General features: G+C 63.7%; 14 protein-coding genes. 7 read left to right on the forward strand and 7 right to left on the reverse strand.

Features of this window, described 5'->3' with window-relative positions:
- Window positions 1-10 precede the first annotated feature (10 nt).
- Genes tolQ through ACMTA2_RS18000 form a run of 3 tightly spaced genes read left to right on the forward strand, consistent with a single transcriptional unit; the run spans window position 11 to window position 1990 of the window.
- A complete protein-coding gene (gene tolQ / locus ACMTA2_RS17990) occupies window positions 11-718 on the forward strand; it encodes a protein TolQ (protein WP_413791080.1) in 708 nt (235 codons plus the stop codon).
- 13 nt (window positions 719-731) lie between these two features.
- On the forward strand, window positions 732-1178 hold the full coding sequence (gene tolR, locus ACMTA2_RS17995) for a protein TolR (RefSeq protein WP_413791081.1): 447 nt from the start codon (window positions 732-734) through the stop codon (window positions 1176-1178).
- Entirely contained in the window at window positions 1175-1990 is an 816-nt protein-coding gene (locus ACMTA2_RS18000; RefSeq protein ID WP_413791082.1) for an energy transducer TonB, read from the forward strand. Before tolR ends, ACMTA2_RS18000 begins: the two co-directional genes overlap by 4 nt.
- Before the next feature lie 50 nt (window positions 1991-2040).
- On the opposite strand, the gene ACMTA2_RS18005 is transcribed toward ACMTA2_RS18000, so the two are convergent.
- From ACMTA2_RS18005 to ACMTA2_RS18020, 4 genes are read right to left on the reverse strand one after another with little or no spacing between them, the layout of a single operon-like run.
- Window positions 2041-2508: a response regulator gene (locus ACMTA2_RS18005; protein ID WP_053187808.1), complete on the reverse strand. Its 468-nt coding sequence runs from the start codon at window positions 2506-2508 to the stop codon at window positions 2041-2043.
- Window positions 2505-4817, reverse strand: a complete 2313-nt coding sequence (locus ACMTA2_RS18010) for an ATP-binding protein (RefSeq protein ID WP_413791083.1) — start codon at window positions 4815-4817, stop codon at window positions 2505-2507. The genes ACMTA2_RS18005 and ACMTA2_RS18010 overlap by 4 nt, the downstream gene beginning before the upstream one ends.
- Complete coding sequence (locus tag ACMTA2_RS18015) at window positions 4814-5482, reverse strand: response regulator (RefSeq protein ID WP_413791084.1); 669 nt, start codon at window positions 5480-5482, stop codon at window positions 4814-4816. Before ACMTA2_RS18015 ends, ACMTA2_RS18010 begins: the two co-directional genes overlap by 4 nt.
- On the reverse strand, window positions 5479-6663 hold the full coding sequence (locus tag ACMTA2_RS18020) for a sensor histidine kinase (RefSeq protein WP_413791085.1): 1185 nt from the start codon (window positions 6661-6663) through the stop codon (window positions 5479-5481). The genes ACMTA2_RS18015 and ACMTA2_RS18020 overlap by 4 nt, the downstream gene beginning before the upstream one ends.
- A 169-nt stretch (window positions 6664-6832) precedes the next feature.
- Between ACMTA2_RS18020 and ACMTA2_RS18025 the strand changes: the two genes are divergently transcribed.
- The 4 genes from ACMTA2_RS18025 (at window position 6833) to ACMTA2_RS18040 (ending at window position 11428) form a co-directional block, all read left to right on the forward strand.
- On the forward strand, window positions 6833-7354 hold the full coding sequence (locus tag ACMTA2_RS18025) for an SgcJ/EcaC family oxidoreductase (protein ID WP_413791086.1): 522 nt from the start codon (window positions 6833-6835) through the stop codon (window positions 7352-7354).
- Between the two features lie 129 nt (window positions 7355-7483).
- The gene (locus tag ACMTA2_RS18030) at window positions 7484-7993 is read left to right on the forward strand and encodes a sigma-70 family RNA polymerase sigma factor (RefSeq protein WP_413791087.1); all 510 of its coding nucleotides are present in this window, start codon (window positions 7484-7486) and stop codon (window positions 7991-7993) included.
- Entirely contained in the window at window positions 7993-8937 is a 945-nt protein-coding gene (locus tag ACMTA2_RS18035; protein ID WP_413791088.1) for a FecR domain-containing protein, read from the forward strand. The genes ACMTA2_RS18030 and ACMTA2_RS18035 overlap by 1 nt, the downstream gene beginning before the upstream one ends.
- Before the next feature lie 67 nt (window positions 8938-9004).
- On the forward strand, window positions 9005-11428 hold the full coding sequence (locus ACMTA2_RS18040; RefSeq protein WP_413791089.1) for a TonB-dependent siderophore receptor: 2424 nt from the start codon (window positions 9005-9007) through the stop codon (window positions 11426-11428).
- A 35-nt stretch (window positions 11429-11463) separates the two neighbouring features.
- Here ACMTA2_RS18040 and ACMTA2_RS18045 read toward each other — a convergent pair whose 3' ends face one another.
- The 3 genes from ACMTA2_RS18045 to ACMTA2_RS18055 form a co-directional block, all read right to left on the reverse strand.
- Window positions 11464-11865: a hypothetical protein gene (locus ACMTA2_RS18045; RefSeq protein ID WP_083569150.1), complete on the reverse strand. Its 402-nt coding sequence runs from the start codon at window positions 11863-11865 to the stop codon at window positions 11464-11466.
- 301 nt (window positions 11866-12166) lie between these two features.
- On the reverse strand, window positions 12167-12646 hold the full coding sequence (locus ACMTA2_RS18050) for a nuclear transport factor 2 family protein (protein WP_413791090.1): 480 nt from the start codon (window positions 12644-12646) through the stop codon (window positions 12167-12169).
- Between the two features lie 45 nt (window positions 12647-12691).
- Window positions 12692-13255, reverse strand: a complete 564-nt coding sequence (locus ACMTA2_RS18055) for a TetR/AcrR family transcriptional regulator (RefSeq protein WP_413791091.1) — start codon at window positions 13253-13255, stop codon at window positions 12692-12694.
- Window positions 13256-13365 lie beyond the last annotated feature (110 nt).

Raw genomic sequence — 13365 nt, forward strand, 5'->3', positions numbered from 1 at the left:
AGTTTCAACTATGCAAGCGACTCTGGAACACATGACGATCTGGGGCCTGATCAGTGACGCGAGTCTGCTGGTCAAGGCGGTCATGCTCACGTTGCTGCTGGCCTCGCTATTGAGCTGGTATTTGATCATCCAGCGCAGCGCCGTGCTGCAACGCAACGAGCGTCAGCTCAACGGTTTCATGCAGCGTTTTCGCAGCAGCCAGGATCTGCTGCCCTTGTACCGGGAACACGCCCAAGTCCGCGAAGAGGACGGTGGTGTCACGCCGATTTTCCAGGCGGGTGTGCTGGCCTTCACTCAGCTCAACCAACCTTCAAGCACGCCAGAAGTGGTGCTTGAAGGCGTCGAGCGCGCGCTGCAAGTGGCGATCAGCGAACAGGAAATACAGCTGGAAAAAGGCCTGCAATTTCTCGCCACCGTCGGCTCGGTCAGCCCCTACATCGGTTTGTTCGGCACCGTCTGGGGGATCATGAATGCCTTTATCGGCCTGTCCCAAGTGCAACAGGCCAGCCTTTCCACGGTGGCGCCGGGCATCGCCGAAGCGTTGATCGCCACGGCCATCGGCTTGTTCGCGGCGATCCCGGCGGTCATTGCCTATAACCGATTTGCCGCTCGCGGCCAAACCCTGCTGACCCGTTACTACGCCTTTGGCAACGAGCTGCAGGCGCGTCTGCACCGCAAGCTGCACGGTGCACCGGTGAACCTGGCCACGGCCGCTTGAGAGGAGAGGGCAGATGCTCGTCAAGCCACAACGCAAGCACGGTCCCAAGGCCGAAATGAACGTGGTGCCGTACATCGACGTGATGTTGGTGCTGCTGGTGATTTTCATGGTCACCGCACCGATGCTGACCCAGGGCGTGAAGATCGAACTGCCCAAGGTCGCCAGCGAAGCACTGGCCAACGACAGTCGCCAGCAAATCCTCACCCTGTCGGTCAAGGCCGAGGGCGGTTACTACTGGAACCTGGGCGGTGAGCTGGACACCCACCACCAGACCGACAGCGCCGTGGACCTGGAGCAGATGCGCGCCAAGGTGGCGCAGGTCGTGGCCGAGCGCAGCGATACCCAGGTGTACATCCGTGCCGACGAGCATGCCGATTACGGCCGGGTCGTTGCAGCCATGGCCGCCTTGCAGCAGGGCGGCGTGAGCAATCTGGGACTGGTGACCGAGGCGCCGCAATGACGGCGATGATCATGCACAGTCCCTCCCTGAGTGTGCCTGCGCTGGGCCGTCGCTTTTGGAAAAACGGCCTGGCGGCAGGGCTCGCCGTAGCCCTGCACGCGGGTGTGGTGGCGTTGTTGGTGTTGGGTTGGAGCGTGGAGAAGCCAGCCGCCGAGGCGCCCCGGGTGTTGCGCACGCAACTGGTGATGTTGCCCGCGGCACCAGTGCCCGAAGCGCCTGCACCGGCCGCTGTTATTCCTGTAGCACCGCCATCGGCCGAGCCGGCTTCGGCGCCGGTAGAAGCGCCGCGTCCCGCTCCCAGCCAACCGGTTGTCGATTCGCGTGCCAAGGCACAGAAACTGGAGCAGGCGGCCCTGGCCCGCAAACGGGTCGAGGAGCAAAAGCGCGAGCAACAGGCCCAACAGCAGCGCGAACGCCAGGAAAGCGAGCGACGCAGGCAAGACGCCGAGCAGCAGGCCGCCGAACAACAGCGTCAGGCCCGGCAGGCGCAAGCACTTGCCGAGCAACGCCAAGTCGAGCAGGCGCGCCAGGCCGTCGCCGACAGCCGCAGCTATCAACCGCTGAGCAAGCAAGCCCCGGACTATCCACAACGCGCCCTGGACAAGGGCCTGGAAGGCGATTGCACTGTGGAGTACAGCGTGATGCCGGACGGACGGATCGACAATCCCAAGGTCATCGACGGTTGCCACCCCTTGTTCATCCGCCCGTCCCTGGCCGCCGCCCAGACGTTCCGTTATCAGCCACGGATCATCGATGGCAAGGCGGTGGCGGTGCCGGCAGTGCGCAATACCTTTCACTACCGGATCAAATGAAATACCTGCAGGAGCTTGCCCGCGATGGCCTCGATGAATCGACCGCCAGGCTAGGCCGGGTCGGCAGCGGGACGGTGCTGGCGTAACAGTTCGATCTGCTGGGACGGGATCAACTCGCGCAACGCTTTATAGAGCGCGCGGGTTTCGAGCAGGTTCCAGATGCGCAGCATGGTTTCCAGCGCATCCAGGGGCTTGCTGATGAAATCCCGGGCGCCGAGGGCCAGGGCCCGCAGGCGGGTATCACGGGTCGCGTCGGCGGTCAGGACCAGGATCGGCAGGTAGTCGTTGGCCGGGATGCGCCGGTTCAGTTGCTCCAGCACGGCAAAGCCGTCGAATGCCGGCATGTGCAGGTCGAGGATGACCAGGTCCGGCTCGAAGCTGTTGAACAGGTCGAGGGTGCGCAAAGGCTCGGTGCTGCTCAGCACATTGTGCAACCCTTCGCGGGCCAGCAGTTGCTCCATCAGGTCCAGGTTGGGGCGCTGATCGTCGACGATCAGAATGCGCAAATCGCGATTCATGCGGGCTCCGGTAGGTAGTGCTCGAGGTGGCCGAGAAAGGCCTGGATATGGATGGGTTTGGTCAGGATCGCCGTGGCCCCGGCATCGCGCAGGGCCCGCTGGGTCAGGTCGCTGGCATCGGCGGTGATCATCAGCACCGGCGTGGCCGCGGTGGCCGGGGACTGGCGCAGGCGCCGCAAGACCTCCAGGCCTTCCAGGTCCGGCAGGGTGACGTCCAGCAGGATCAGTTGCGGGCTGTGCTGTCGGGCGAGGTCCAGGCCCATCTGGCCTTGCATGCTCGACAACAGCTGGATGCCGGGCCGGCGCTGCATCAAGGTCTCGATCAGCGCAAGGCTCGACAGGTTGTCTTCGATGCAGAGGATCTTGCCGTGGTAATCCACGGGGGCGCGCGTTACGGCCCGGGCGGCGATGGGAGGCAAGTGCGTGCCGATCACCTGGGTGGCGGGCAATTGCAGAGTAAAACAGCAACCGTGGCCGGGCTCACTGTGGACCCGCAGGTTACCCTGCATCATCTCCAGCAGGTTCTTGCTCAAGGACAAGCCGAGGCCGGTGCCTTCGACCTGCGGATCAGCACCCAGGCGTTCGAACGGCTTGAACAGTTGGTGCAGTTGCTCAGGGGCGATGCCATGGCCGGTGTCATGGACGGCAATGCTCACCTGGTGGGCCTGGATGTTCACTTCGATGCGCACCTCACCGCCGGGCCGGTTGTACTTGATGGCGTTGGACAACAGGTTGAGCAACACCTGCACCAGGCGCTGGCGGTCGGCAAGCACACCGCTGTCGTCGGGCAACGCGGGCAGGTCGACCAAGTGGATCCCGGCATCGGCGGCCATGGGTGAAACCAGCGTCAAGGCTTCGTGCAGCACCGTCGCCAGGGCAATCGGTTCGATGTTCAGGGGCAGGCGCCCGGCCTCGATCCGGGCGATGTCCAGCACCTCGTTGATCAACGCCAGCAAGTGCTGGCCGGCCCGCAGGATGTGACTGACCTGAGGGCGTTGGCCGGCGGTGGAGTCCATGTCCAGCAGTTGGGCGAACCCCAGGATGGCGTTCAATGGCGTGCGCAATTCGTGGCTCATGCGCGAAAGGAATTCGCTCTTGGCCCGGCTGGCGCTTTCCGCTTCTTCCCGGGCGGTGCGCAGGGCGATTTCAGCGGCGCGCCGGTCGGTGATGTCGCGGGTGATCTTGGAAAACCCACGCAGGGCTCCTGTGCCATCGTATTGGGCTGTAATGACCACGCTGGCCCAGAAGCGGCTGCCGTCCTTGCGGCAACGCCAGCCTTCCTCCATGTAATGCCCGTCGCGGGTGGCTTCGCGCAGGGCCATGTCCGGGTGCGCCGGGCATTCCTCGGGCAAATAGAACAGGGAGAAGTGCTGGCCGAGGATTTCCTGCTCGGTGTAGCCCTTGATGCGTTGGGCGCCGGCGTTCCAGGTGGTGACGTAGCCCTGGGCGTCCAGGGCGAAGATCCCGTAGTCTTTCACGCCATCGATGATCAACCGCAAGCGCTCTTCGTTGTCGCGCAGGGCCCGCTCGCGCTCGGCGAGCAACTGCCCGGCCTCCACCAGGCGCGTACCGAGCTGGCCGATTTCGTCCTGCTCCGGCGGTTGCGGTAACAAGGGTTGGCCCAGAGCTAGGCGCTGGGCGTTGCCTTGCACCTGCTGGACCCGGGCGACAATGCCCTTGGACAGGAACAGCACCGCGACAATGGCCCCCAGCAGCCCGCACACCGCCGCCAGCAACGTGGCAAACAACAGCCGCATGCGCGTGGCCGAGGCGGCGGCGCTGCGCTCGGCGAGCAGGCCATCCTCGCGTACGCGCATGGCGCTGATCTGGTCGCGCAGCACGTCCAGCACCTGTTTGTTTTCGATCAGGATCGCGGTGATGGCCTCGGGGTCGTCCCGCTGGCCGTTGCGCAATGCGACCAAACCGTCGAGCTTGTCGGCGATCAGCGGGGTGATGGTCTTGAGGTGTTCGCGCATCCTGGCATCGCGAATGTTGTGGTCCAGGCGCTGCAAGGCAGCATGGATCAGCGGCGTGGCCTGTTCGTAGCTGGGCAGGAAATCTTCGCGCCGAGTCAGCAGGTAACCGCGCACGCTGGCCGCCGCCTCGGCCAACAAAGTATGGACCGTCTGGATATCGCCTTGGACAAGCAACACCCGGCGCACATCCTCTTCGGCCCGGGCGGTCTGGCGTTCGGTGATATAGATCAGCACCAGCGACAGCAGCAGGACCACCAGGGGCAGGGAAATCACCACCAGGGCCTTGCCCCGCAACGGCAGGTCGGCCCAGCGGCGGGCGGCGAGAAACCTCATGGCCATTGTCCGGTGGGGGGGGCCACCAGCCCCAGGGCCACGCCGCGCACGGCGGCCTGGGTTCGGTCGGCGGCGCCGAGCTTGCCGATGACGCGCTCGACGTGGGCCTTGGCCGTGCCGGATGCGATGCCCAGTTTTTCGCCGATCTCCCGATTGCTGAAGCCGCCGGCCACCAGCCCTAGCACTTGCCGCTCACGGGCCGTCAGGGCCTGGACCTGGGCCGTGCCATTGGCACCACGCTCGGCCATGCGGCGCAGCAGGCGTGCGCTGACTGAACTGTTCAGCGCCTCGTCGCCTTGGGCGATCCGCTTGAGGGCGTCGAGCACTTCATCGCGGCTGGCGTCCTTGAGCAGATAGCCGACCGCGCCCGCACCGATGGCGGCTTCGAGGTGATCGGGGCTGTCGTCCATGGTAAAGATCACCACTTTGATCCCGGGCTGGCGCTGCTGCAGGATCCGCGCCGCGCCCAGACCATTGAGGACGGGCATGCGGATGTCGAGAATCGCGATGTCCGGTTGTAGCCGCTCGCACAGGTCCAGGGCCTCCTGGCCATCACGGGCCTGGCCGACGACCTCGAACCCCGGGCTGTCGGCGAGCATGCTGATAAACCCGGTGCGGGTCACTTCGTGGTCATCGGCCAGCAGCAGGCGCAAAGGGCGGTTCATCGCTGCACTCCGAGGGTCGGTAGCGGCACACTGGCCAGCAAGCGCGTGCCTGCGCCGGGTTGGCTGCAACAGTCCAGGTGGCCGCCCAGCAGGTTGGCGCGCTCCTGCATGGCGGCCAGCCCCAGGTGGCGGCTGCCGTTGGTCTCGATGGGGCGTTCCAGGGCAAAGCCGCGCCCGTCGTCTTCTACCCGCAGGCAGGCGAGGCCATCTTCCACGGCCAGCCCCAGGCCCACATGGCGGGCCTGGGCGTGCTTGAGAATGTTGTTGATGCCTTCCTGTGCAATGCGAAACAGGGCGATCTCGGTGTTGCCCGGCAGGCGCGCGCTGCTGTGTTCGGCCCAGCTCACGGTCAGGCCCGCGTCACGCAGGCGGTCAGCCTCCTTGTCGACGGCTTTGTACAAGCCGAAATCGTCCAGCACATGGGGGCGCAGGCCACCGATCAATTGCCGGCCCTCGCCGACGCAGCCTTGGGCCAGGTCGAGGATGGCCTGCAACTCGCTCGCCAGCGCCGGCGGCAGCGATGGGCAACGACCGGCGAAGCCCTGCAAGCGCTGATGCAGACCGGCCAGATTCTGCGCCAGGCCGTCGTGCAGGTCGTAGGCCACGCGCTTGCGTTCGTCTTCCTGGGCGCTGAACAAGCGGTGGACCAGCTCGGACATGGTCCGCTCGCGGGCCTGTAGCGCTTCGAGCAGGCGACTGTTCTCCAGGTGCGCCGCCAACAGCGTCGCGAGCAATTGCAGCGATTCGATGTCTTCGTTGTCCGGCGTCCCGAGGGCGACACTATTGCCCAGCAGCAACGCGCCGAACGCCACGCCATCGGAGGTGCGCAATGGAATGCGCAAGACTTGGGGCAGGGCGCTGCCGGGAGACTCCAACCAGTGCGGGCTGGGCGTTTGCGGCTGGGCCAGCTTGGCCAGCAGGTCGACGCGTTCCGCGCTGCCGTGGCTGGCGAGGGCGCGCAGTGTGTTGTCCGGCGTCCACTCCAGCAGCAGGCCATGGTCCATGGCCATGAACGCACACGCCCGTTGCAGCGCACGCTGACGCATGGCCGGCAGTGGCAACTGCGTCAGTTCATGACCAGTCCCCAACAGCAACCCCAGCCGCGCGGCACGGCTTTGCGACTGGCGATACTGGCTGCGGATGGCCAGGGCACTGCCGGGATCATGGGGTGGGCTTTGCATGAGGACTCCAACGGAAAAAAATCGGACGGTTCGCGGTGGCGTCATTAAAACGTGTCACCGGCACGGGGCCTATCTGCCGAATGGCATAGGCGATTGGCACCGGTTGGCCGATGGCGAAGGCTGGGACGGTCGGCAAAGTGGGCTCATTGAAACCCAAAGGAGCCTTCTGATGAAAATGAAAACCTGTGCCATCGCCGCTTTTTTCCTGCTGACCGCGCCGCTTGTCCAGGCTGTCGAGGTCACCCCCTACGTGTACCGCACCGTGGCCGAGCAGCCCAAGAATGTGAATGACCGGGAAATCGCTGCACTGTTTGATCGCTGGAATGCCGCGCTGCAAACCGGGAGCGCCGCCGCGGTGACCGGTCTCTATGCCCCGGATGCGATTCTGCAGCCGACAGTTTCCAACAAAGTGCGCAACACGCCGGCGCTGATCCAGGATTACTTCGAGCATTTCCTGGCGGGCAAGCCGGTCGGGCAAATCAACTACCGGGAAATCCGCCACCTGGGGCCTGACGCGGCGATGGACAGTGGTGTCTACACCTTCACCCTGACCCAGGCCGACGGTTCCAAGCGCGAAGTCCAGGCGCGCTACACCTTCCTCTATGAGCGCCTCGACGGTCAGTGGATGATCATCAACCACCACTCTTCGGCCATGCCGGAGGTGCCAAAGACCTTGCACGCCAGTCACTGATAGCACTGCTCCCACAGGGGAGGGGAATTCCCTCCCATTTTTAGACACACCTTGCATAAACAACTTGGATTCCTGCGCGAACATTAATTAGAATCAGTCTCATTTAAGACTTTGCGCAGGCTTCTGGACATGTGTGATGCCGTTACGCCGACGGAGCAATCCCTCCATGCGTTGTACCGTGACCACGGGAGTTGGCTGGAAAGCTGGTTGCGACGGCGCATGGGCAATGCCTGGGATGCGGCGGACTTGCGCCAGGATACCTTCCTGCGGGTGCTTTCCAGCTCCCAGGCATTGGTCGACCTGCAAGAACCCCGCGCTTACCTGCTGACCGTCGGCAAACGCCTGCTGAGCAATTTCTACACCCGGCGAAATCTCGAGCAGGCGTATCTCGACGCCTTGGCGAACCTGCCCGAGGCCTGCGCACCGTCTCCGGAGCAGCGCTGGCTGTTGCTGGAAACCCTGCAAGCCCTGGACGAATTGCTGGACGGCCTGCCGCCCTTGGTGCGGCGGGCTTTTTTATGGAGCCAGCTCGAGGGCTTGGGCTATCGCGAGATCGCCGAGCGCCTGCACGTGTCCGAGCGCACCGTGAAGCGCTACATGGCCCAGGCCTATGAGCATTGCCTGTTGGTGGACTTCTGATGTCGTCGGCGCCATCGCCCGAAGCCCGTGAAGCGGCACGGGCGGCTGCCCGCTGGTTGACCCTGATGGAGTTCGACGGGGACGCCTTCGACTCGGCGGCGCTGCAACGCTGGCGCGACAGCAGCGCTCACCATGAGGCAGCCTGGCAGAAGGCCCAGCGATTGCGTCAGCGCTTTGCCGGGGTGCCCGCGTCCTTGGGCATGGCCACCCTGGACCGACCGGCGCTGGCTCGGCGCGCGGTGCTCAAGCGTGCATTGGGCGTTGCCGCATTGGTTCCCACTGCCTGGTTGCTGGGACGAGAACTGCCGTTGGAGGCCTGGCGCGCTGATTTGCACACTGCCACGGGCGAGCAACGGCGCTGGTCGCTGGTTGATGGCAGTTCGCTGCAATTGAACACTGACAGCGCCGTCGACCTGGACCTCCAGGCGCGGCGCCTGGTGTTGGTGCGCGGTGAGATGGCCCTCAAGCTTGGCGCACGCGCGCCGCTGTCCGTTCAGTCACCCTATGGGCTTATCACGATCCATCGTGGCGAAGTCTGCGTGTACCTGGGCCAGCGTGACTGCCGGGTGTCGGTGGTCAGCGGCTCGGCGCAACTGCAACCGCTGCGCGGGCCGTTGTTGAACCTGGAAGAGGGCCAGCAGGTCCATTTCCAGGCCTCGGGCGTGGGGCCGGTGCGAGCGTTCGACGTAGCACAGCTGGGTTGGCGTGACGGGGTACTGGTTGCGCAGGACCAGCCGCTGGGCCATTTCCTGCGGGAACTGAGTCGCTATCGCCCCGGCGTGCTGCGCTGGGACGAAACCCTGGAGCCCCTGCGCATCACCGGCAGCTTCCGTCTCGACAACACCGATCGAATCCTCGCGCTGCTGGCGGCCAGCCTGCCGCTGGACGTGCACACGCGAACACGTTACTGGGTCACGTTGACGCTTCGTAAGAATATGGCCTGAGACCTGTCCCTTTTTTTTGTCTCGCTTGTCATTCAAGGCAACTGAACAAAAACGAGAGCGCTTTCCAATGTCCCCAGTTGCACCTTTGCGTTTGCGCCCGGCCCTTGCCGGCTGGCGTTCGCTGTTGAACCTGAGCCTCATGCTGAGCCTGGGTGCCAGCCCATTCTCCATTTCATCGAGCCTGGCCGAAGAAGCCGTACGGCGCAGCTACCAAGTGCCCGCCGGCAGTCTGAGCACCGCGTTGACCCGGTTTGCCGGGTTGGCGGGGGTCAACCTCTCGGTGGATCCGGCCCTGGTGAGCGGGCGCAACAGTGCCGGACTTTCGGGGGAATATGGGGTGGAGGAGGGCTTTGCCCGGCTGTTGCGCGGTTCGGGCCTGCAGTTGCAGCCGGTGGGGGAACAGGCGTACATCCTGATGCCGGCGCCAGAAGGCGGCAGCTTGCAACTGGCGCCCACCTCGATCCTTGGCGCCACGCCGTCGACGGACAGCCCGGTGTATGCCGGCGGTCAGGTGGCACGGCGTGGTTCGCAAGGCTTGCTGGGCACGCGGGATTTCATGGAGACGCCGTTCAGCATGACCACCTACACCAGCACGACGGTCAAGAACCAGCAGGCGCGTACCCTGGGCGACCTGATCGCCAGCGACCCATCGGTGCGCGCCACCAATCCGGCGGGCGGGCGCTATGAGCAGTTCACCATTCGCGGTTTCAGCCTGTTCAACAGCGACGTCGCGTACAACGGTCTCTACGGCATCCTGCCGACGTACACGATCGACATGGAGATGGCTGAGCGCGTTGACATCATCAAGGGGCCGAGCCAGCTCATCAACGGCGTCTCGCCGCGGGGTAGCGTGGGGGGCGGGATCAACGTGGTGCCCAAGCGCGCCACCGACAAACCCATCACCTCATTCACCGGCAGCTATGCCTCCAACAACCAGCTCGGCGGGGCGGTGGATGTTGGTCGGCGCTTTGGTGAAGACGATAAGTTCGGTATTCGTTTCAACGGGGTGAAACAGGCGGGCGACACCGAATGGGATCACCAGAGCGTGGACCGCGAAATGGCGGTGCTGGGCCTGGATTTTCGGGGGGAACGCCTGCGATTGTCGACGGACATCGGCCACACTGAGCGTCACACCGACGCGCCCCAGGAGCGCGTGCAGGTCGGTGCCGATGCCCAGGTTCCTCACGCCAGTGATGTGCGCGACAACTATGCCCAATCCTGGAGCAAGGCGCGCACCGAGGACACCTTCGGCACGGTGAACGCTGAATTCGACGTCAGCGATTCCGTCATGCTGTATGGCGGTGTCGGCGCGCGTAAAAGCGACCACGATTTCCTTCGGCACAACGTTTCGGTGACCAACGACGCAGGCGACTTCATCGTCCAGCCCCGTGACTTTACCCGGGAGGAAAATGTCCGCACGGCCACGGCCGGGGTGCGCAACTGGTTCCATACCGGGCCGGTGAGCCATGAGGTCAACCTGGCGACCAGTTATTTCTATATGGACTTCGAGAATGGCGGCGCCCGTTACGCCAACGGTCGCAGCAACCTGTATGACCCGGTGCAGACCCCGACGCCGAGCAACCCGACGCGACAGGACGCTAAGGTCTACACCGAAAACCGCTTCAGCGGCGTGGCGTTGTCCGACACCTTGGGCTTGTTCGAGGATCGCTTGTTGCTGACCCTCGGCGCCCGCTGGCAACGGGTGAAGGTTGACGACTGGACGAATAACGTCAAGGGCGACACCGCCTACGACGAAGAAAAGGTTTCGCCGTCGGCCGGCATCCTGTTCAAGGCGACCGACAAGCTGTCGCTGTATGCCAACTACATGGAAGGCCTGAGCCAGGGCAAGATCGCGCCGTCGACGTCGGTGAACGAGGATGAGATTTTCCCGCCCTTCATCAGCCGTCAGGTCGAGGTGGGCGCCAAGTACGATGCTGGCCCCTTCGCCGTCACCGCCGCCGTGTTCCGAATCAAGCAGCCCGCCTATGCGACCGACGCCACGACACGTGTCTTCGGCCCGAACGGCAAGCGCGAAAACACCGGCGTGGAGTTGAGTGTGTTCGGCGAACCGATGAAGGGAACCCGTTTGCTCGGCGGCGTGATGTTCATCGACAGTGAACTGACTGACACCACCGACAGCACCTTCGAGGGCAACCGCGCGCCGGCCACGCCGAAGTACAACGTCAACCTCGGCGCCGAATGGGACGTGCCGACGGTACAGGGCCTGACCCTGACCAGTCGCGGCATCTACTCCAGTTCGCAGTACCTGGACCCGTCCAACACCAAGGAAATCGATGCCTGGACGCGCTTCGACGTGGGCGCCCGCTACGGGTTCAGGGTCGACGAAAAAAACATCACCCTACGGGCCAACATCGAAAACGTGGCCGACAAACGCTACTGGAGTTCGGCCGGCGCGTCGGATGACAGTGAGCCTGGCTTGACGCTGTCGACCCCGCGGACCTACCTGCTTTCCGCGACGGTGGATTTCTAGCCGAAGTGCCGCTCCAGGGAGGGGGCGGCCTGGGTTCAGATGTCGCGAAACAGATCGTGGGCATCCAGCAGTCGCCAGGCGATCTCGGGGCGTTTTTCCAGCCCGCGGCGAATGGCGGCGGGGATTGACTGGCGAATTTTCCGGCACAGGCCAGGCTGCTCCTGGAATTCGATGGCGATGCCGCGCATGGTCCGCACTTCGTTGTAGCCGGGCTCGACGCTCAGGCGGATCCCCAGGTTCTCGTACAGGCGTTGCTGCAGGCGCTGGAGTTCGTCGAGGCTCTGGATGTTCTCCAGGCGTTCGAGCAAGCGCTTTTCTTCCTGGCGATTCAGGCAAAGGATGCGCAGGTCGCTGCCCGGCGCTTGCAGCAACGCATCACGTCCGCAATCGCAGACGCCGGGTGGGCAAGGGGGGCGGATCGGGATCGACGCGGTCATGGGCTCCACAAAATCTGCTGCACAACGAACAGCGGGCTTAACGCCGGCCCAGGCAATGTGATGCCTGGCGGCATGCGGGTCAAGCCTGCTGGAGCGGCCGCTGGTCTGGCGCGGTTGTTGTACTGTGGGAGCGAGCTTGCTCGCGATAGCGGTGGGTCAGTTTCACACCCGTTGGATTTGCCGCCGTCATCGCGAGCAAGCTCGCTCCCACATTTGGATTTCAGCGCACACAAATGCTGTGTCCGCTCAATCCCCTGTGGGAGCGAGCTTGCTCACGATAACGGCGGTTCAGTCGAGAGGGTTACAACCCCAACTCGGACAACCCAGGATGATCGTCCGGCCGACGGCCCAGGGGCCAACGGAACTTGCGCTCGCTTTCCTTGATCGGCATGTCGTTGATGCAGGCGTAGCGGTTGTACATCAGGCCTTGCTCGTCGAACTCCCAGTTTTCGTTGCCGTAGGAGCGGAACCAGTTGCCCGAGTCGTCGTGCCATTCGTAGGCGTAGCGCACGGCGATGCGGTTATCGGTGAACGCCCAGAGCTCCTTGATCAGCCGATAATCCAACTCCTTGGCCCATTTGCGGGTCAGGAACGCCTTGGCTTCCTCGCGGCTGTGGGCGAATTCGGCGCGGTTGCGCCATTGAGTCTCCAGCGTGTAGGCCAGGGATACTTTTTGTGGGTCACGAGAATTCCAGCCGTCTTCGGCCAGGCGAACTTTCTCGATCGCCGATTCACGAGTGAACGGCGGCAACGGCGGGCGAACTTCGGAAGAGGCAGACATGGCGGATCTCCAGTGAATTAACGTATTGCACAAGGGTTCAACAGGTCAGACGTGTAACAGTTTTTCGAGCAAGTCCTGGGCGTCGTCAGCCGCGCTGTGGTCGCCCATGACCAGCGCCACGGTAATGGCGCCGTCAATCAGAATCAGGAGTTGGCGGGCCAGTGCGTCCGGGTTCTGGACACCTTGTTCGACGCACAGCCGAGTTACGTAATCGAGCAACTTCTGTTTGTGCATCTTCGCCACCTGGCGGACCGGATCCTGTGGATCGCCGGTTTCGCCACTGGTGTTGATGAATGCACAGCCGCGGAAACCTTCGCTGTCGAACCAGCCCTTGAGCACCGGGAACAGGTTGAGCAGCCGTGCAGTCGGGGTCGGCGCCTTGTCCACTTCGGTGCTGAACCAGTGCATCCAGCGTTCGTCCCGCCGCCTGAGGGCGGCCACGATCAGGTCGTCCTTGTTGGCGAAGTAGCGATAGACACTTTTCCTGGAGACGCCGGCGGTTTTCACCAGAAGGTCCATGCCGGTGGCGGCGATGCCACTTTTATAGATCAACTTTTCGGCGACATCGAGGATGATGTCTCGTGTTTCATTACCAGTGATTTCGTTCATGAGGCAAAGTAGAATGATCGTTCTCCTTAGTCAAGTTTTTTTCTCTGCCGTAGCAAGACCCGACCCCATCCATTGGTGTAAGCTCATCCGTTCTACGGAATCGACCTTTT

The organism is Pseudomonas medicaginis (assembly GCF_965119365.1).
Lineage (GTDB): Bacteria > Pseudomonadota > Gammaproteobacteria > Pseudomonadales > Pseudomonadaceae > Aquipseudomonas.

Excerpts from the sequence above, each read along its gene's own strand:
- tolQ (WP_413791080.1), top strand. The coding sequence starts at position 11 with ATGCAAGCGACTCTGGAACACATGACGATCTGGGGCCTGATCAGTGAC.
- tolR (WP_413791081.1), top strand. The coding sequence starts at position 732 with ATGCTCGTCAAGCCACAACGCAAGCACGGTCCCAAGGCCGAAATGAAC.
- ACMTA2_RS18000 (WP_413791082.1), top strand. The coding sequence starts at position 1,175 with ATGACGGCGATGATCATGCACAGTCCCTCCCTGAGTGTGCCTGCGCTG.
- ACMTA2_RS18005 (WP_053187808.1), bottom strand. The coding sequence starts at position 2,508 with ATGAATCGCGATTTGCGCATTCTGATCGTCGACGATCAGCGCCCCAAC.
- ACMTA2_RS18010 (WP_413791083.1), bottom strand. The coding sequence starts at position 4,817 with ATGAGGTTTCTCGCCGCCCGCCGCTGGGCCGACCTGCCGTTGCGGGGC.
- ACMTA2_RS18015 (WP_413791084.1), bottom strand. The coding sequence starts at position 5,482 with ATGAACCGCCCTTTGCGCCTGCTGCTGGCCGATGACCACGAAGTGACC.
- ACMTA2_RS18020 (WP_413791085.1), bottom strand. The coding sequence starts at position 6,663 with ATGCAAAGCCCACCCCATGATCCCGGCAGTGCCCTGGCCATCCGCAGC.
- ACMTA2_RS18025 (WP_413791086.1), top strand. The coding sequence starts at position 6,833 with ATGAAAATGAAAACCTGTGCCATCGCCGCTTTTTTCCTGCTGACCGCG.
- ACMTA2_RS18030 (WP_413791087.1), top strand. The coding sequence starts at position 7,484 with ATGTGTGATGCCGTTACGCCGACGGAGCAATCCCTCCATGCGTTGTAC.
- ACMTA2_RS18035 (WP_413791088.1), top strand. The coding sequence starts at position 7,993 with ATGTCGTCGGCGCCATCGCCCGAAGCCCGTGAAGCGGCACGGGCGGCT.
- ACMTA2_RS18040 (WP_413791089.1), top strand. The coding sequence starts at position 9,005 with ATGTCCCCAGTTGCACCTTTGCGTTTGCGCCCGGCCCTTGCCGGCTGG.
- ACMTA2_RS18045 (WP_083569150.1), bottom strand. The coding sequence starts at position 11,865 with ATGACCGCGTCGATCCCGATCCGCCCCCCTTGCCCACCCGGCGTCTGC.
- ACMTA2_RS18050 (WP_413791090.1), bottom strand. The coding sequence starts at position 12,646 with ATGTCTGCCTCTTCCGAAGTTCGCCCGCCGTTGCCGCCGTTCACTCGT.
- ACMTA2_RS18055 (WP_413791091.1), bottom strand. The coding sequence starts at position 13,255 with ATGAACGAAATCACTGGTAATGAAACACGAGACATCATCCTCGATGTC.